Annotated in this window: 15 protein-coding genes and 1 pseudogene; 12 read left to right on the top strand and 4 right to left on the bottom strand. The window is 70.1% G+C overall.

Annotation, left to right across the window (positions count from 1 at the left end; genetic code table 11):
* Nucleotides 1-1,774: 1,774 nt before the first annotated feature.
* Complete coding sequence (locus tag ACH4TG_RS28375; RefSeq protein WP_398245370.1) at nt 1,775-2,191, bottom strand: winged helix-turn-helix domain-containing protein; 417 nt, start codon at nt 2,189-2,191, stop codon at nt 1,775-1,777.
* A 171-nt stretch (nt 2,192-2,362) separates the two neighbouring features.
* Here ACH4TG_RS28375 and ACH4TG_RS28370 point away from each other — a divergent pair, with 171 nt between their 5' ends.
* The 5 genes from ACH4TG_RS28370 (at nt 2,363) to ACH4TG_RS28350 (ending at nt 6,653) form a co-directional block, all read left to right on the top strand.
* A complete protein-coding gene (locus tag ACH4TG_RS28370) occupies nt 2,363-2,758 on the top strand; it encodes a hypothetical protein (protein WP_398245369.1) in 396 nt (131 codons plus the stop codon).
* Nucleotides 2,755-2,973 (top strand): hypothetical protein, encoded by a 219-nt coding sequence (locus ACH4TG_RS28365; protein WP_398245368.1) that lies wholly within the window; start codon nt 2,755-2,757, stop codon nt 2,971-2,973. The genes ACH4TG_RS28370 and ACH4TG_RS28365 overlap by 4 nt, the downstream gene beginning before the upstream one ends.
* Nucleotides 2,970-4,385, top strand: coding sequence for a cell division protein FtsK (locus ACH4TG_RS28360; RefSeq protein ID WP_398245367.1), 1,416 nt, complete (start codon nt 2,970-2,972; stop codon nt 4,383-4,385). Before ACH4TG_RS28365 ends, ACH4TG_RS28360 begins: the two co-directional genes overlap by 4 nt.
* Before the next feature lie 85 nt (nt 4,386-4,470).
* Nucleotides 4,471-5,091: a DUF2637 domain-containing protein gene (locus ACH4TG_RS28355; protein WP_398245365.1), complete on the top strand. Its 621-nt coding sequence runs from the start codon at nt 4,471-4,473 to the stop codon at nt 5,089-5,091.
* Between the two features lie 116 nt (nt 5,092-5,207).
* Entirely contained in the window at nt 5,208-6,653 is a 1,446-nt protein-coding gene (locus tag ACH4TG_RS28350) for a replication initiator (RefSeq protein WP_398245364.1), read from the top strand.
* Between the two features lie 231 nt (nt 6,654-6,884).
* Here the strand turns inward: ACH4TG_RS28350 and ACH4TG_RS28345 are convergent, their stop codons facing one another.
* A complete protein-coding gene (locus tag ACH4TG_RS28345) occupies nt 6,885-8,477 on the bottom strand; it encodes a recombinase family protein (protein ID WP_398245363.1) in 1,593 nt (530 codons plus the stop codon).
* Between the two features lie 68 nt (nt 8,478-8,545).
* On the opposite strand from ACH4TG_RS28345, the pseudogene ACH4TG_RS28340 reads away from it, so the two are divergent.
* The 6 genes and pseudogenes from ACH4TG_RS28340 to ACH4TG_RS28315 form a co-directional block, all read left to right on the top strand.
* Nucleotides 8,546-8,935, top strand: a pseudogene (locus tag ACH4TG_RS28340) (RtcB family protein); the annotation flags it as partial.
* A gap of 426 nt (nt 8,936-9,361) precedes the next feature.
* Nucleotides 9,362-10,600 (top strand): PP2C family protein-serine/threonine phosphatase, encoded by a 1,239-nt coding sequence (locus ACH4TG_RS28335; RefSeq protein WP_398245362.1) that lies wholly within the window; start codon nt 9,362-9,364, stop codon nt 10,598-10,600.
* 245 nt (nt 10,601-10,845) lie between these two features.
* Nucleotides 10,846-11,559 carry a DUF2993 domain-containing protein gene (locus ACH4TG_RS28330; protein ID WP_398245361.1) on the top strand — a complete coding sequence of 238 codons (714 nt, stop codon included), beginning with the start codon at nt 10,846-10,848 and terminating at the stop codon, nt 11,557-11,559.
* Nucleotides 11,560-11,657: 98 nt separating this feature from the next.
* Nucleotides 11,658-12,893 carry a hypothetical protein gene (locus tag ACH4TG_RS28325; protein WP_398245360.1) on the top strand — a complete coding sequence of 412 codons (1,236 nt, stop codon included), beginning with the start codon at nt 11,658-11,660 and terminating at the stop codon, nt 12,891-12,893.
* Between the two features lie 175 nt (nt 12,894-13,068).
* Nucleotides 13,069-13,872 (top strand): aminoglycoside 3'-phosphotransferase, encoded by an 804-nt coding sequence (locus ACH4TG_RS28320; protein WP_398245359.1) that lies wholly within the window; start codon nt 13,069-13,071, stop codon nt 13,870-13,872.
* Nucleotides 13,873-13,918: 46 nt separating this feature from the next.
* Complete coding sequence (locus tag ACH4TG_RS28315; protein ID WP_398245358.1) at nt 13,919-14,665, top strand: Type 1 glutamine amidotransferase-like domain-containing protein; 747 nt, start codon at nt 13,919-13,921, stop codon at nt 14,663-14,665.
* Between the two features lie 50 nt (nt 14,666-14,715).
* Here the strand turns inward: ACH4TG_RS28315 and ACH4TG_RS28310 are convergent, their stop codons facing one another.
* Entirely contained in the window at nt 14,716-15,933 is a 1,218-nt protein-coding gene (locus ACH4TG_RS28310; protein ID WP_398245357.1) for a cation diffusion facilitator family transporter, read from the bottom strand.
* A 149-nt stretch (nt 15,934-16,082) separates the two neighbouring features.
* Between ACH4TG_RS28310 and ACH4TG_RS28305 the strand changes: the two genes are divergently transcribed.
* Nucleotides 16,083-16,799 (top strand): class I SAM-dependent methyltransferase, encoded by a 717-nt coding sequence (locus ACH4TG_RS28305; RefSeq protein ID WP_398245356.1) that lies wholly within the window; start codon nt 16,083-16,085, stop codon nt 16,797-16,799.
* On the opposite strand, the gene ACH4TG_RS28300 is transcribed toward ACH4TG_RS28305, so the two are convergent.
* Nucleotides 16,786-17,241 carry a GNAT family N-acetyltransferase gene (locus ACH4TG_RS28300; protein WP_398245355.1) on the bottom strand — a complete coding sequence of 152 codons (456 nt, stop codon included), beginning with the start codon at nt 17,239-17,241 and terminating at the stop codon, nt 16,786-16,788. The genes ACH4TG_RS28305 and ACH4TG_RS28300 overlap by 14 nt on opposite strands.
* Nucleotides 17,242-17,370: the final 129 nt, after the last annotated feature.

Genomic DNA, 17,370 nt, shown 5'->3' with positions numbered 1-17,370 from the left:
GCCGCCCTTGATCCAGTAAAGAAACTTTGAACAGCACCTCGGCCGACTGGCGTTGACGGTCACAGCTGGGCACGTGGTGGTCATCGCGCGGCCTGGCATGGACGTTTGACCGTCCGGCGCTGAACTTGGCTGTCCTGCCTCTTGCTGTGGTGGTCTGTTAACCGGCGTTCTGGCGCTCGCCCAAGGAGGCCGTGGGTACGGACGTGGTGCAGGTCCAGGGGTTCCGCGGCCTGTTGCCGGCTGTCCCACTTTTCCGGCTGAGTGGCAGCTCCGGGAGTGAAGGACCTCCAGAAGAACCGCGGGGGCCGAATACATCCGCACTTCCGTATTACCCGCCACCATCCCCGCGCAGTTCCGTCGCTCCTTCGGGGGTTGGGCGTTACGGGGGATCCGGGCTGGTAGTCCTCGCCGTGGCTGCCGATCTGGAGGCTGAAATACAGGGGATTTAACTTCCGGAAGTGCGCACTTCCACCCCTTGACCTGCGCAAACTTGGCAGCTTGCTCTTAAAGTCGCATATGTACAGGTTTTTTCGAGTGTAGATCCGTTACCTCCTGATCTGGATTCTGGGAGGTGTCCGCTTACCAGCTTGATTGGGTGCTTGTCCGCGCTGAGCCTTGCTGGCTTCGCGGTGCTGCAAATTCCCCTGACCGAGCTGTCACAACCGGGCGTGTGAGGCACCTATAGGGGGGTGAAGGTCTGCTCCGCGGTTGGGGGGTTGGTGCTCTTTGCGTCGGTGTCCGGTCCTGGGTGTGTTGCGCGGGCATGGCTCCTGCCGGTTGTTGCCGGAGCTCGAAATTTTTTTCGCGGCTGTCACAACTGGCGTTCTCGGGGTGCTTGAAGCAGATGACAGGGCGAGGCCTGGCTTCGGGAGGTTCAGGTGGGTTCGGAAGAGATCGGCTGGTTTGGGGCTCGGGTGGGCGGAGTTTGTCCACAGGCTGTGGGGCTGAGGATGCGCTGGCCGCTGGATGGGACGGGCCGGTGGCGCCGGCTGAGTTCCTTGTGGCGGACCGGTGGGGCGAGGAGTTGTGGCGTCCTGCGGGACATGGAGGGTGCTGTCGACTCGCCCGGTGTCTGGTGGGGTGAGGGTGGCGGTGTGCCAGTGGGAGGCGAAGTGACCATGAGGGGAGTGAGCGTGATCTGCATCGGGTGTGAAGTGCGTCACAACACGTGGGGAGTTGAGGTGTCTCAGTTTCGCTCAAAGGGATTCAGTAGCAACCACCTTGTCTCGCTGAGGAGTTGGCGGCCGTGGCTGTTGAATCCGGGACGTTTGGCCCATCCGGATTTCGGGTCTACAGTCCGGAAACCCGGCGGCTGGAACGGGGGTGTCGGGGTCCGTGCACGGGCTGCGCCACGGTCTATAACACGGGAAATACCGTCAGGGAAAACGCGTTTCCTGCGGATGCTTGTAGTTATCCGCCGCGCAATGCGACACGGCGAACAGCACGACGAGGGAGGGGAGGTCGCGTTGGTGACACGCAGCGGCGCAGGGGCTTCTACCACGAGATCGCGAGTGGGCTCATCCGGCGTTCGCCTGAATCGTGGGACGCGCCATCAGGGCCTCCGGTTGGCGGAGACGAACGACAGGGAGCGGTGCGGCCATGCGTGAGACGGACGGAACTTCGGTCGACACGGGCGCTCCCAGCCACCACAACCACGGGGAGGATTCGGTGGAGGTTCACGCGCTACTGCGGGAGATCGCGGATATGGCGACGCGAATAACAGCGGAGGTCGAGGACCTCGAACGGCGAATCATGGCCCTTGAGACCGTCCCGGCTACTGCGGCGGCTGGGAGCCGGCCTTCGTCTCCAGCGCCTCAACCCGCTGCGTGAGGTCGGAGACTACAGCCGACAGCTCCCGCAACTGGTCCCGCACTTCCCGCAGGAGGGTACCGACCCCGGTCGATTCGACATCGCCGGTGCCGGCTCCCTCCTGCGGGACCGGACTGGAGTTGGCGGTGGCGGCATCGGCGACATAGGTGCCGCGTCCCTGGACGGAGTAGATCAGCCCTTCTTCCCGCAGCACCCGAAGCGCGGAGTGCACCGTGGCGTTCGCGATCCCCATCGTGTCCCGCAGCTCACGCGATGACGGCAGCCGGTCACCTGGCTTGAGGCGACCGGAACGGATCTGTTCGCGGAGCTCGTCGGCGGCCATCAGGTAGGGCGCCCGAGGGCCGTAGGCAGGCAGGGTCATCCGCCCAGGATAGTCCGCTCTAGACCAGTTCCGACAGGCAGCAACCTCTCCATGTGCTCTAGGTCACATGGTTCGAGGTGGATATCTAGAGCGCTCTAGGGTATCCATGTGAGTACTCCCGGATCGACTGGCGGTCCGGGCGAGAGAGAAGAGGACAACGTGGCTAACGCCATGGCACGCGTGCACGTCGACGGCTCCCTGTACCTGGTGGCTGTCTCCAAGGCACCGAAGATGCGGCAGGACGAGAAGGGCAATGCGGAGCAGGTGTTCAACTCCGCGACGGGTGAGGCGATGTCGGTGATCTCGCTGACCGAGGTGTTCGAGGGCAGGGCCCAGGTCATCAAGATCAGCGTTCCGGAGTCCCAGGTCCCTGAGACTGCGGTGCCGGGAACGGTGGTCCGCCCGGTGGGCCTGGTCTGCTCCCCGTGGGGCATGGCGGGCATGGGCAACCAGATCAACACCGGCCTGTCCTACCGCGCCGAGCGCATCGACCTGGCCGCCGCTTCCGTCCCGGCCCCCGCTCCGGTTACGGCTGGCGAGACCCGTTCCAAGGAGGCCCAGAAGTGAGTGTGGCCGAGGGACTGTTCGGCCCTCCCAGGGCCTACCCGCTCACCTTCACCAGCGGCGATGAGCGGTTCTCTGAGCAGCTCGTGAAGAACCTCGCGGCGCTGCTGGTCGCGCACGGCTACCCGCCGGTCGTGAACGCCTTCGACTGGTCCGACTTCGAGACCGCCCTGGCCGGATTCCTGTACCGCCACAACACGGAGCAGGGGGAAGCGTGAATCCCGAAGCCGTTCAACGCGGTTGCTTGCTGCTGGCGGTGATCTGCGCGGTTGGCGTGGTGGCCTGGTGGGGCTTCGCCCTCGTGCGGTTCTGCCGTGCGGACCGGCTGACCCGGGCCAGTATGCGGCAGGCGCTGCGGATGCGGCGGGGCTGGAAGCGGCTCGCGCCGATGGTGGGGCTATCGGTCACCGACCGCACCCCGACCTTCCTCGCCTCCTTGCAGACCAAGGACGGGCAGATGCCGAAACCGCGGGTGCTCACCCCGAGGTTGCGCACGGCCGCTGACCAGTTCGGGGTGATCGTCCACGCCACATGCCTGCCCAAAGTGGGCCTGGCGGAGTACACGAAAGCCGCTCCGTATCTGGCCGATGCATGGGGAGCTGTGCGGGTGTCGGTGCTGCCGGACGGGCCCGGCAAGGTCCGCATGCGCGCGGTGCGCACCGACCCCCTGACGTTCCCGACTTCGTTCCGTTCGTCTGGTCGGGAACCGGAGGACCTGACGGTGTGGGATCTGGGGGTGGACGAGTACGCCGAACTGGTCGCGTTGCAGATGGCGAACGTGCCCGGCATGACGGTTGCCGGCCTGCCCGGCTACGGCAAGTCGTCGTTGATCGCCCGGTTGTTCGTCATGCTCGCCCCTTCGGGCGCGGTGCAGTTCGCCGTTGCGGACGGCAAGGTGTCTGCGGCCGATGAAGGCGACTATGCCGACATCGTTGACCGGTGCTTCGCGTTCGTCGGTGACGACTTGGCCGACGCCAACGCGTTGTTCAAGCGGCTGGTGGAGTTGCGGCGGCGCCGCTCGTCCAGCATCAAAAGCCTGCTGGGCCGGGCGAACATGTGGCACGGCGGCCCCACCCGGACTTGGCCGCTGGTCGTGCTCATTATCGACGAGGCCCACACCTACTTCCGCGACTACAAGGGCAGCGACCCGCAGACCAAGAAGCTCGCTGCTCTGGCGGCCGAGAACGCCCGGCTGGTGGAAGACCTGGTCAAGAAGGGCCGATCGGTCGGCATGATCACCATCCTCGCCACGCAGAAGGCCACTGGGGATGCCATCCCCACCTTCATCCGCGACGTGTGCCCGGTCGGCATGTCCTTCGCCCAGAAGACCGCCGATGCCGCCGTCGCCGCATTGGGTGAGGACATCCGCAACTGGCCCGACGCCGACCCCGTCAACCTCCAAGACCCGGCCTACGTCGGCGTGGCCTCGATGTCCATAGCCGGACGGCCCGGCTTCACCCGGGTCCGCACCCCCCTGGTCGACCCCGACCACGTCGCCCAGATCGCCCACGCAACCGCTGACCTGACCACCGACCCCGCCCAACTCCTCGCCGACTACAGGGCACCCACGCTCAACCTGGCCAAGCCCCTGCCCGGCGCCGAGACGCCCCCATACGGCCTTGCCGAGTGACACCACACCCATCGACGTAGAAAGGAGGACCGACGCGATGACTGCCCGCTCAGACGCTCTGACTCAGCGCACTGTCACGGTTGTGATGGCGGTCATCGCAGCCCTCGCCTTTACCTTCTCCTTCGGCAACGTCTGGGCCCTGGCGCTGCGCCTGGGAGTGGCCCGGCCGATCGCGCCCCTGATCGCGCCCATGGTCGACCTGTCCGTGGTTGGTCTCCTCGTCGCCCTGCGGCACCTCGCCCTCAAGGGCGTACCCGCAGACCGACTGCGCCCGGCAACTCGGCTGATGCACGTGTGCGGGCTGCTCACCCTCGCCCTCAACATCGCCGAACCCCTCACCATCCGGCATTACGGACGAGCGGCCCTCGACACCGTCGCCCCCTTGCTCTTGCTCGGCTGGGGCAAAGTCGGTCCCCTCCTACTCCGCCACTTCCGCAACCCCAACCCCGCCCCAGCACCGGCAACCGACACGGCGACACCCATTCTCGAACCCGCAAGAATCTCCGCCGCGTCCCCGCCGGCCACCGTGCCTCTCACGTCCTCGGGCCCGCGTCAGCTTCCTGCCCCACTCGTGGCAGCCGGCCGCCGCATCGCTGACCAGCACCACAAGGCGCACGGCCGGACCATCACCGCCCTGGAGCTGGCCGCCCGTCTGAGCATCACAGCCCCGCTCGCCACCGCGCTGGCCGCCCAGCTCGACGGCTGACCCGCACCACCACACCCGCTCCTGTTCAGGTCCCGGCCGGGACACCCCTGCCTCCATGTCCCCGGCCGGGTCTTGGACCCCGCACACCCTCAACACCCCTGGAAGGACCCGCAGACATGACCTCGCACGCCCTGACCCCGGGCCTTCGTGAACTCCTCGCCCTGGCCGCCGACCCCGACTTCCCCCAGGTACAGCAGCAGATCGAACGCCTGGGTGGCTGCACCGCCCCGGTCCAGCTCACCGGCTACTGCGCCACCCTCAACGCCGACACCGGAGAAGCCCTCCACGTCTTCACCACCCACGACCACCCCACCAGCCGCCTCCTGGTGCCCTGCGGCAACCGCCGCGCCTCCCGCTGCCCCGCCTGCTCACGGGTGTATGCGGCCGACACCTACCACCTGATCAAAGCCGGCCTGTCGGGCGGCAAAGGCACCCCCGACACCGTCGAAACCCACCCCCGCGTCTTCGTCACCCTCACCGCCCCCTCCTACGGGGCCGTCCACAACCACGACAAGAACAGCCGCGGAACCCGCCTCACCTGCAAGTGCGGCAGCCGGCACACGCCCGATGACCCCCGACTGGGCACCCCCGTCAACCCGCGCACCTACGACTACGCCGGCGCCGTGCTGTGGAACGCCCACGCCTCCGCCCTGTGGGCCCGCTTCACCACCTACCTACGCCGCAACGTCGCCTGCGAACTCGACCTGACCAGCGTTGCCGCCCTCAACCGGGTACTGCGGATCTCCTTCGCCAAGGTCGCCGAATACCAAAAACGGGGCCTCATCCACTACCACGCCATCATCCGGTTCGACGGCCCCGAAGGCGGTGCTGAACTCCCCCCGGCGGACGCCACCACCGAAGTCCTCACCAAAGCCATCCAAGCTGCGGCCAAAGCCGTCACCGTCACCCTCGATGACGACGCGACCGTGGGCCGACAGGTCTTCCGCTTCGGCAAGCGCACCGACGTCCGCCCCCTCAGCGCCTCGCCCGGCCAGCTCACCGGCCGCAAAGTCGCAGGCTACGTCGCCAAGTACGTCACCAAGGGCGCAGAGGACACCGGCACCATCGACCGCGCGGTGACCTGCCCCCACTGCAAAGGCCGCGGCTTCCACACCACCCCCACCGGCCGCGCCGACTGCCACCAGTGCGAGGGGACCGGCGAAGGCGTCCCCGTCCGGCACCTCGCCGTCCAACGGCACGTACGGCAGATGATCCGCACCGCATGGGACCTCGGCGGCTCACCCAGCCTGGCCCACCTCAACCTCCGCAAGTGGGCCCACATGCTCGGCTTCCGCGGCCACTTCTCCACCAAATCCCGCCGCTACTCCACCACCCTCGGCGCACTCCGCAACACCCGCCGCACATGGCGCACCAACGCCGCCCACGCCCGCATCCTCGCCCAACTCCCACCCACCGAACGCGAACACACCACCACCCTCATCACCGAGTCCTCCTGGCAATACCTCGGCCTCGGCTACACCCCCGGCGAACACCTCCTCGCCGAACACGTACGCCACTACAAGGCCCACACCTTGCACCTTGCCACCGAAGGGCAGGGCTAGAGATGACCACTGCTCTCGAACGCCCTCGGACCGGGCGACATGAAACGTCCAGCGGTGCTGGGAGCTTCAAGGGCGCCATAGTGAAAGCAGGTCCCTCGGAGTCCAACGCCGAGGGACCTGCTGACGAACTATCCGCTGAGGAGCGCGAGTGGGTAGCCAAGTGGCTGGCTCGTTCCCCGGAGTGGAGCGCTGAGAAGTGGAACAGGGTCGGCCACGTCCTCGGGGTTCAGTTCAACTGAGCTTCTCTTCCTTCCAGACAGGGATGATCGTCTCCGGATCGAACTTGTGTGACCCCTTCACCCCGGGAAGGACGATCACCGCTTCGAGCGCATCGAAAATCACCGTGCGCTTCTGCTGGAGATCCATGCCCGTCCACTGCGCTCGCACGTCGGTCACCTGGTTCTTGATGACCTCCTGCCTTGCCGCCCATGCCCGGCGCTCGTTCGAGAGCCGCTTGATCTCGGCCTCCTCTGTCTTGAGCAGAGAGAAGAACGTCGAGTCACTGACCTCGCCGGCCTGCCAACGCGCCTCAAGCGCAGTCTTCCGCCGGCTAGCAGCGGCAAGTCTTTCTTCGTCGGCCCACGCCTCCTCGACCGTGACGCGCTGTGCGTTTCGCTCTTCGATCTTCCGGAGCACAAGGTGGGTGATCAGCTTGTCGATCGCAGGTCCCTGACGGCTCAGCTTGTCGCAACCCCCGTCGAGTACAGAGCGGCACCGGTAGCTGTGAGTCTTACGAGCGGGCGCACCGTGCATCTTGCTGTTGCACATATGTCCGCTCTCGTCCTTCCTGCCGCAGCGTAGAAGTCCCGTGAGGAGATACTTGCGGGCGGAGTGGGCCCCGTCGCCTTCGCCCGCCCATCCGCCCGAACTCCGCTTGCTCTCCAGGAGTGTGGTGACGGCGTACCACTCTTTCGGCGTGACGATCGCATCCCATTTGCCGATGACGGGATTGCCCTCGGAGTCAGTGACCAACTCGCCGTTGAGCTTTCGGTATCCGCAGATGCGCGGATTGCGGAGGATCTGCTTGACCGTCTGCAACTGCCAACTGTTGCCCATGGTGGACGTGTAGCCCGAGGCGACGAAGTTCCTCGCCACGGTGGTGATGCTCTTGCCCGCAAGTAGGTCCAGAACGCCCTGTCGGACCACCGCCGACTCCCCGGGGTCCAAGGTCAGCTTGTCATCCTTCCAACCGAAGGGACGGCGGCCGGCTACAGGCTCGCCCCGTTCAGCGCGTGCCAGGTGATTCAGGCGTGCGCGACGTTTCTTCTTCTTGGTCTCGGAACGCGCCGACGCGACCCCGAGGAGCCCGCGGTACTCGGCACCGTCCCCGTAAAGGTCGTGGCGGCCCGTGTCATCGGCGTAGACCCGGTCAGGGTGGGCGGTGAACGAGTCCACGAAGCGCTCGTAGGCGTGCGCGCCGCGGTACAGGCGGTCATCCGCCACGCACACGACGCCATCGACCGGGTAACCCTGGTCAGTCTTCCCGCGCTCCAGGGCGTCGATCATGCTGTCGAAGTCGTCGCGCACGACGTTCGCCTTGGAAGCGGACTTGTCGTTGTCGATGAAGCGGTGGACGATCACCATCCGCCCCATGGCAGCGATGCGCGCACAGTGCCGGGTCTGGTCCTCGACTCCGTGGCCATCTCGCTTGTGTGCGTCGTCGGAGATGCGGCAGTAGGCCACGACAAGGAACCAGCCGGCCTCCCGCATGGCCAACGCCTCTTGAAGGCTAGGGGCGTCTGCCGGTACCCCTCTCAGCCGGTTGACCAGTAGCTCCACCTCAGCTGCGGTCAGCTTCTTCCTGGGCTGTTCCTCTGCCACCATCAGTGGTTACCCCTCCCGTTCACGAGCATCATCATATGAGCCTCATGTGAGATTGGATGTAGTCCTGACACCACAACTACGTGGCGGAGGAGCGGTACGAGGGCATGGACCTGCTGGTGACCCGCAAGGGCGCGATCCGCGCGGGCGGCGGTGACTACGGGATCATCCCGGGCTCGATGGGCACGGGCTCGTACATCGTCCGCGGCCTCGGCAACACAGCGGCCTTCAACTCCGCGTCCCACGGCGCGGGCCGCCGGATGAGCCGCAACGCGGCGAAGAAGCGGTTCACCACGCGGGACCTGGAGGACCAGACCCGCGGTGTGGAGTGCCGCAAGGACTCCGGTGTCGTCGACGAGATCCCCGGCGCCTACAAGCCGATCGAGAAGGTCATCGATCAGCAGAAGGACCTGGTGCAGGTGGTGGCGAAGTTGAAGCAGGTCGTCTGCGTGAAGGGCTGACTCGGAGGGTGGGGCGGTGCTGTGAGCCGGCGGCGTTATGTGGCCCGGGGTGTCCCGGGTGGCTACCGGATCTGGGACAACAAGGGGCGTCGGTGGTGGGGGGATCTCTACGAGCTGTGTCCCGATGATCTCGTCGCAGAGTTGAAGTAGCGACCATCTCGCGGTCAGCCGCGAGATGGTCGCGCGGTCTTCGCCCTCTGCTCAGGACGGTCAAATCATGCATATGGGATGATTTGGGGTGAGGCTGGAGGAGGTCTCGTCGGCCGGCCCGGCGCAACTGGGAACCGGTTCGGTGGCGTGCGAGCGCTCGCAGCCGGCATTGGCGCAGTGTGACGGTTTCGTACGCTCAGTGATGAGGTGGGTGGAGGTTGGCGCTGGTGATGGCGGTTTCCGGCCCGGTGTGAGGGTGTACCGAGGAGCGGAGTGATGGATGGTGTGCACAGGGAACTTCCGCGGCTGCTGACCGCAACAGAGATGGCGGCGCCGGGGGAGGCCGTCGACGTGGTGGCGGAGGATCTCCTGCGCCGCTTCGGCGCCACTGAGGTGTCCTTCCTGATCATCGACCTGACGGGCAGGGCGGTGGTGCGGCTGTCGACCGCCGCCGCGGTGGAGGCCGGGCAGCGCTGGGATCGGGTCGAACTGCTCGGTAGCGTCTACGAGCAGGTGGTCCGGACCCAGCAGCCGTACCAGGTGGCGACAGACGAGGGCGAGCGGGTGATCTTCCCCGTCACCAATCGCGGTGATGCGATCGGCCTGCTGGAGTTGCTCCTGCCCACCGGCCCCAGTGAGGACGTCCTGGACGCGGTGGGCGGGGCCGCGCATGCCTTGGCCTACATCGTGATCGCCAACCAGCGCTTCACCGACCTCTACACCTGGGGCAAGCGCAGCAGGCCCTTCACCCTGGCCGCCGAGATCCAGCACCGGCTGCTGCCCCTGTCGCTGTCCTGCGAGGCGGCGCAGTTCGCCCTGTGCGGGGACCTGGCATCCTCCGAGGACATCAACGGCGACACGTTCGACTACACCCTGGACCGTGACACGCTCCACCTTTCGGTGACCGACACCATGGGGCACGACCTCGATGCCGCGCTGTCGGCGACGATCCTGCTGGGCGCGCTGCGCGGTGCCCGCCGCATGGGCGCCGACCTCGTCGAACAGGCCCGGCTGGCCGATCGGGCGCTGGCTGACCACGGGCCTTCCGGCCACGCGACCGGACAGCTGATGCGTGTCAACCTCCGGACCGGAACAGCCCACCTGGTGAACGCCGGCCACCCCTGGCCGCTGCGCATTCGCGACGGCGAGGTGGAGGAGATCGCCTGCGAGGTGGATCTCCCCTTCGGACTGTCCTTCCCGGTCTCCCGTCAGCCCTATCGATCCCAGGCCCTCGACCTGCGCCCCGACGACCGCCTGATCCTGCTCACCGACGGCATGCTGGAGCGCGCCGCCGAGAAGGTCGACCTTCCCGCCCTGCTGCGGGAGACCCGGCACCTCCACCCCCGGGAGACCGTGCTGATGCTGACGACCGCGGTCCTCGACGCCTGCGGCGGCCGACTCGAAGACGACGCCACTGTGGTGTGCCTGGACTGGTACGGCACCAGGGAATCCAAGCGCGATGTCGGCTCCGGTGCGGACCTCCGGCGCGCTTCGCCAGGTAAGACGGCACGGTAGAGCCGAACAGGCCAAGCGCGTCGTGCGGGCCTCGATGGTGTTGAGCGGGGCGCGGCTGAACCTGTCCGCCGCCGGCGGGTCCCCGGATTCTCCGGGGGCCCGCCGGTGCGTGCGCGCACCCGCCCGAACAGCCCTGTGACGGGCGGAGGTTGGTGGCGGGGCCCGCGACGGTGCATGATCCTTGCTCGGCAGTGCAGCAGGCAGTGCAGCAGGCAGCGTTCCCAAAGGCCCGGGGGGGTATCGACATGGGACGTCGATGGGTGAAGGTCCTGGCGATCGTGGTGGTGGTGCTTGCCGTGCTGTTCACGGCCGCCGACCGGATAGCCGTGCACGTCGCGGACGATGAGGCCACGAAGTTCGCGAAGGAGAAGTACGGCTACGCGAACACCACCGACGGCCACATGAACGTGTCGATCAAGGGCTTCCCGTTCCTGACCCAGGCGATCGGCGGGGACTTCGGTCACGTCACGCTGACCGCGGAGAAGTTCTTCATCGACACCACGGGCAACACACAGGGCGGCTATCTGAACGTCGCCCGCCTCCATCTCGACCTGCACGGCGTGAACGTCACCTCGCTGGCGGCGCGCAGCGCCGAGGCCAACCGGGTCACCGGCACGCTGACCCTGTCGTACGCGGACCTGTCCAGCGCGGTGACACGGCTGGCGGGCGGCGGCGGCCCGGTGCAGGTCTCCCAGGCCCCGGGATCGGACGGTCAGGCGGCACGCGTCAAAGTCTCGGGGACGGTGCGGGGGACGGCGCTGGACGCCACGGGAACGCTCCTGGCGCAGGGCACGGAACTCTCCTTCACCCTCCCCGGCGCCGAACAGGCCGCCACCGTCTGGCAGGTCAGCCTCCCTGAGGGCGTCGGCTTCACCGAGGCCCGCGCCACCGAGGACGGCGTCGAGATCAGCCTGGTCGGCCACCAGGTGACCCTGGGGTCGACCCGCTTCGGGCGGTGAGGCGCCCATCGTGCCTGCCGCCTGCGGCGATGCGTTGCCGGGGCCGGCTGCGGCCAGCTATGTTGCCCTCCGCATCGGGCGCATCGTGAAGGACAGCCATGGACGTGGGGCCGAGAGCCACCTGGGGAGAGCAGCCGCAGCCGTCCGAGGGGGAGGAGCCGTCCGAGGGGGAGACGCGGCTCCGCTACCGTGCGAGCCGGCTCCAGCGGCTGGTGGGGGCCGCCCCGCCGCTCTGCGTCCTGACGGCCATGTCAGCGAACCTGATCCAGTGGCACGGCTCGCCGGGAGCCGCCGGCCCGCCGCTCTGGGTGTGGGTGCAGTTCATCGCGTTGCTCGTGCTGTTCGTGCTCGTCTCCTGGGCGCAGGGCTGGTGGTTCGGCATCACGCTCACCCCGCGCGACGCCGTGGTGCACGGGCTGCGGCGACGCACCATCCCGTGGACGCGGGTGGCCGACGTGCGGGCGGAGCCCTTCGCCGGCGGCCGCCGGGTCGTCCTGTACGAGACGGACGGGCGCCGGACGCCGCTGCGGATGCCCAGCACCGCGATGCTGTCCTGGGACCGGGCGTTCGAGGCGAAGGCCGCGACGATCCGCGCGTGGTGGCTGCGCCACGGCCCGGCCGGGGACGGGACGGCCGCTTCCGGGACGGCGGCGGCGCCGGAACTGCTGACGGACCGCTTGCCGGACCGGCTGCGCCTGCGCCCGACCGCGGTCCAGGTGGTGCCGCCGGTGATGGTCATCACCCTCCTCGCCATCGAGTCCACGCTCGCCGGGTTCCTCGACGGGCCGGGCATGGACCACGCGACGGCGACCAGCCGCGTGCTGGGGGCGTGCGCGGTGGTCCTGCTGCTCGCGGCCGGCCTGCTCTGCCTGCGCCGCGGCATCACCCTCACCCCCGGGCATCTGAGCGTCGACGGGCTGCCGCGCCGCCGGCGGATCGCATGGTCGCAGGTGCGGGCGATCACGGTCGAACCCCGCCGCGGCGGGCGTCGCTTGGTGGTGACCGAACGGTCCGGACGGCGTACGCCGCTGCCCGCGCCCCGCGTCGGGTCCCTGCTGTGGGACCACGCCTTCGAGGTCAGAGCGGGGATCGTGCACCGCTTCTGGCGTGCTGGTCGCGGTGCGGACGGGGCCGCCGCCACGATTGCGGACGAGGGCGCGGAGGTGACGCCGGACCGCACCGCGGAGGTGGCCCCCGGGCCGGCGTCGCGGCTCGCCCCCTACAGCGGACCGCGCTTCTGGCAGCGCGCGGTGGTCGGTGTGGTGTGCGTCGGCGCCGGCTGGATGCTCTTCCTGTCGGTCCTGGTCGGGGCCCTGCTGCTCGCGTCCGGCTGAGCGCGCGTCCGGCGCCCGCGCAGGCGCGACGACGGGAGTCCCTGGCCACCGCCCGGCGCGGCAGGGCCGCGGTGCTCTCAGGGGGCCGGCGGGCGCTGCCAACGGTCTTGGTGGGTGGGGCGGTTGTGTGGGAAAGGGCTGGCCGGGGCCTGCCGTGGGCGGGGAGGATGGGGGGATGGTTGCTGCTGCTCCTCAAGGGCCGGTCGGTGTTCCGCGGGTGGTCGGGGAGGTGGCGGCGGGGGAGCCGGTGAAGGCCGTCTGGGAGAACGAGGCCGGGGGGCTGACGTTCCAGGTGGGGCGCGGGGCCGGGCGGCGGTTCGTGAAGTGGGCGCCGGCCGGGAGCGGGGCGGACCTGCCGGCCGAGGTGGTGCGGCTGCGCTGGGCGGCGAGGTTCAGTGCGGTGCCGCGGGTGCTCGGCGAGGGCGCGGACGGCGCCGGGTCGTGGATCGTCACCGCGGGACTGCCGGGGCGCTCGGCCGTGGACGACCGGTGGAAGCGCGACCCGGGCACCGCCGTGCGCGCCATCGGAGCGGGGCTGCGCGCCCTGCACGACACGCTGCCCGTCGCGGACTGCCCGTTCGACTGGTCGGCCGAACGCCGCCTGGAGAAGGCGCGGGCGCGCGCGGCGGCGGGCCGGACCGACCCGGCGGACTGGCACCCGGACGTCCGGCACGTCGGCACCGCCGAGCAGGCACTCGCCGTCCTCGCCGACGTCCCGCCGGTCGACGCGCCCGTCGTCTGCCACGGTGACGCCTGCGCCCCCAACACCCTGGTCGGCGACGACGGAACGTGCACCGGGCACGTCGACCTCGGCGCGCTCGGAGTCGGCGACCGCTGGGCGGACCTCGCCATCGCCACCTGGAGCACGCAGTGGAACTACGGCCCCGGCTGGGAGGAGCCGCTGCTCGACGCCTACGGGATCGCGCCCGACCCGGAGCGGATCGCGTACTACCGGCTGATGTGGGAACTGTCGGACTGAGCCGGGCCGATCGGGCGGACACGCGGCGCGGGCTACGATCACGGGTGTGACGGCGACCGAACGGACCGAGCGGACGATCCTGGCGACCTCGGGCGGGCACCGCGCCGCGGCCCGCACCCGGGTGGAGTTCGACGCGCTGGTGCACCACGCGGTGGAGCTGTCGGGCGTCCACGGGCGGCGCCCGCGCGTGATGTACGTCGGTACGGCCATCGGAGACGCCGAGCACTTCACGTCGCGGATGGCGGAGGCCGCCCGCGTGGCCGGGTTCGACCTGACGCCGCTGCACCTGTTCCCGATGCCCAACCTCGAGGACGTGGAGGGCGCCGTCCTCGACCAGGACGTCGTCTGGGTGATGGGCGGCTCCGCGGCGAACCTGCTGGCGGTGTGGCGGGTGCACGGCCTGGACCGCGTGATGCGCCGGGCCTGGGAGGCCGGCGTCGTGCTCAGCGGGGTCAGCGCGGGGTCGCTGTGCTGGTTCGAGGGCGGCGCCACCGACTCGTTCGGCCCCGAACTGCGGCCTCTGACCGGCGCGTTGGGCTTCCTGCCGTACGGCAACGGCGTGCACTACGACGCCGAACCGCGCCGCCGCCCGCTGACCCACCGCCTGGTCGCGGACGGCACGCTGCCCACCGCCCACTGCACCGACGACGGTGTCGGCCTGGTCTATCGCGGCACGGAACTCGTCGAGGCGGTGACCGAGATCGCGGGCAAGGGCGCCTACGTCGTCACGCGCGACGGCGACCGCGCGGTCGAGGAGCGCATCGAACCCCGCCGGCTGCCTGGCGCGCGCTGAACCCGTCCCCCGGCCCGGGTCCGGCCCCGGCCCCGCCGGTGGTCACGCGGTCACGCGGTCACGTGGTGCGCGAGCGCCGCGTGCGGATCGGCACCCTCGGCGGTGTGGTCCGTGTGCACGGTGGCGCCGGTCAGCCCGGGCACGGCGTGGATGAGGGCGTGTTCGGCCGCGACGGCCAGCGCGTGCGCCTGGACGACCGTCAGCCGCGGGTCGACCACGATGTCCGCCTCCGCGCGCAGGGTGTGCCCGATCCAGCGCATCCGGACCAGCCCGGCGCCGCGCACGCCGTCGACGCCCAGCAGCGCCGCCTCCGCGGCGTCGACCAGCGCCGGGTCGACCGCGTCCATCAGCCGCCGGTACACCTCGCGGGCGGCGTCCTTGAGGACCAGCAGGATCGCGGCCGTGATGAACAGGCCGACGACCGGGTCGGCCCAGGGCCACCCGACCGCCACCCCGGCGGCGCCGAGCAGGACGGCGAGCGAGGTGTACCCGTCGGTGCGGGCGTGCAGGCCGTCCGCGACCAGCGCCGCGGAGCCGATCCTGCGGCCCGTGGTGATGCGGTAGTGGGCCACCCACTCGTTGCCGACGAAGCCGACGAGCGCGGCGAGCGCGACGGCGCCGACGTGGTCGATGTCCTGCGGGTGCAGCAGCCGGCCGACCGCCTCGTAGGCGGCCAGCGCGGACGAGGCGGCGATGGCCAGCACGACGACGATGCCGGCGAGGTCCTCGGCGCGGCCGAACCCGTAGGTGTAGGTGCGGGTGGCGGCCCGCCGCCCCAGCACGAACGCGATGCCCAGCGGCACGGCGGTCAGGGCGTCGGCACCGTTGTGCACCGTGTCGCCGAGCAGCGCGACCGAGCCCGACGCAGCGACGACCACCGCCTGCACGGCCGCGGTGCAGGCGAGGATCGCCAGCGACAGCCACAGCGTGCGCATGCCCTCGCGGGACGCCTTCATCGCCGCGTCGGTCCTGTCCCGCGACGAGTGGCCGTGCGGATGGAGGGCGTGCGCGACACCGTGCCCCCCGCGCGCCGGCTTCCGCGTCCGCGCCGGCTTCCGCGTCCGCGCCGGCGCCTGCGCGCCCGCCCGGCGCCCGCCGTCCGGCGCGAACGCGGGCCCCTGCACGGGCCCGTGCCCTTGCGCCGGCCCGTGCTCGTGTTCGTACCCGTGACCGTGCTCATGACCGTGTTCCCGGTCCGGTGCCGACCCGTGTCCCTGGCCCGGCGCCGCCTCGTGCTCGCGCCCGTGCGTGTCCTCGCTGCCGTCCATGACACCACCATGCCGCGCGAATCCCGTTGCGGCGACCACCGTCCTACGCGCCCTGACCAGGTGCGATCCCCTTGCAGTAACGCGCGGCTCGCAACGGGCCGCCGGACGCCACCTGCCGCGGCGGCCGCGCCGTCCCTATCGTCGGGAGGGTGACGGTCAACGGGTACGACGCGTGTGCGGAGGAGTACGCCGCGGCGGTGGCGCGGCGGGAGCAGGCGGACGGCGTGGAGCGGGGCGACCCGTTCGGTCTACTGCCCCATGTGCTGCGGGAGTTGGGGGAGATCCGCAGGCGGCGGGTGCTCGACGCCGGCTGCGGTGAGGGGTACCTGTCCAGGGTGCTGGCGGGCGAGGGCGCCACGGTGACGGGAGTGGACGTCGCGCCGCGGCTCGTGGAGCTGGCCCGCAGCCGGGACCCGGGCGGGGAGATCGCCTACGAGGTCGCGGACCTGTGCCGCCCGCAGCCGGGGCTGGCCGGCCGGTTCGACGCGGTGGCGAGCTACCTGGTGCTCAACGACGTGCCGGACCACGAGGGGTTCGCCGCCACGCTGGCCGGCGCGGTGAGGTCCGGCGGCCGGGTCGTGCTGGCGCTCAACAACCCGTACGGCGCCGTCGTCCACGGGCATGTCGACGACTACTTCGCCTCGGGCACGGTCAGCCCGTACCGCGGGCTGTGGGCGGAGGGCGTCAGGGCCCACCACCATCACCGCACACTTCAGGAGTACCTGGAGGCGTTCCTCGGCGCCGGGCTGCGGCTGGACGGGCTGCGGGACGTGCCGGCGATGGCGGACGTGCCGGGGCCCGGCACCACGCTGCCGGCCGGCACGCGCTTCCCGCGGTTCATGGTGCTGGCGTTCAGCAGGGCATAGGTGCCGCGACCGGCTGCCGCACCATGAACACGTCGACCGGGTCCTGGCTCTCCACGGTGAACCCGTGCCGCTCGTAGAGCCGCCGGGCCGCGCTGCCCTGCAGCACGTTGAGCCGCACCGGCTCGCCGTCGGCGTCGGCCTGCCGCAGCAGTGAGCCGAGGACCGCGGAGCCCAGGCCGCGGCCCTGGAGGCGCGGGGCGAGGTAGAAGTGCTCCAGCCAGCGGCCGTCATCGGCCGGGCGGAGGGTGACGCAGCCGGCGAAGGCGCCGCCGGCCTCGATGACCGAGGTGTGCCGCGCGGAGAAGGAGTCCCGCAGCCGCTGCCGCACCCGGTTCTCGTCGTAGCGGCCCAGCCGCTCCAGGTCAGGGCGCATCACGGCGGCCCGCAGGTCGGCGATCGTCTCGACATCCGCCGGCCCGGCGGAACGCAGCACCCACTCCATGCCCGGAGTATCGCCCACCACCCGCGAGCGACCGCGGGCGCCCCCGGAGGGTTTCTCCTGGGCGCCGGCGCCACGGCCGGCAGGCGGACGAACGGCTGCTCAAGGACGTGGGGTTGCCGGGCCGCCCCG

Origin of the sequence: Streptomyces sp. NPDC020917, from assembly GCF_044333795.1 — a bacterium.
Classification (GTDB): domain Bacteria; phylum Actinomycetota; class Actinomycetes; order Streptomycetales; family Streptomycetaceae; genus Actinacidiphila.
This window is presented reverse-complemented; position numbering and strand designations above follow the sequence as displayed.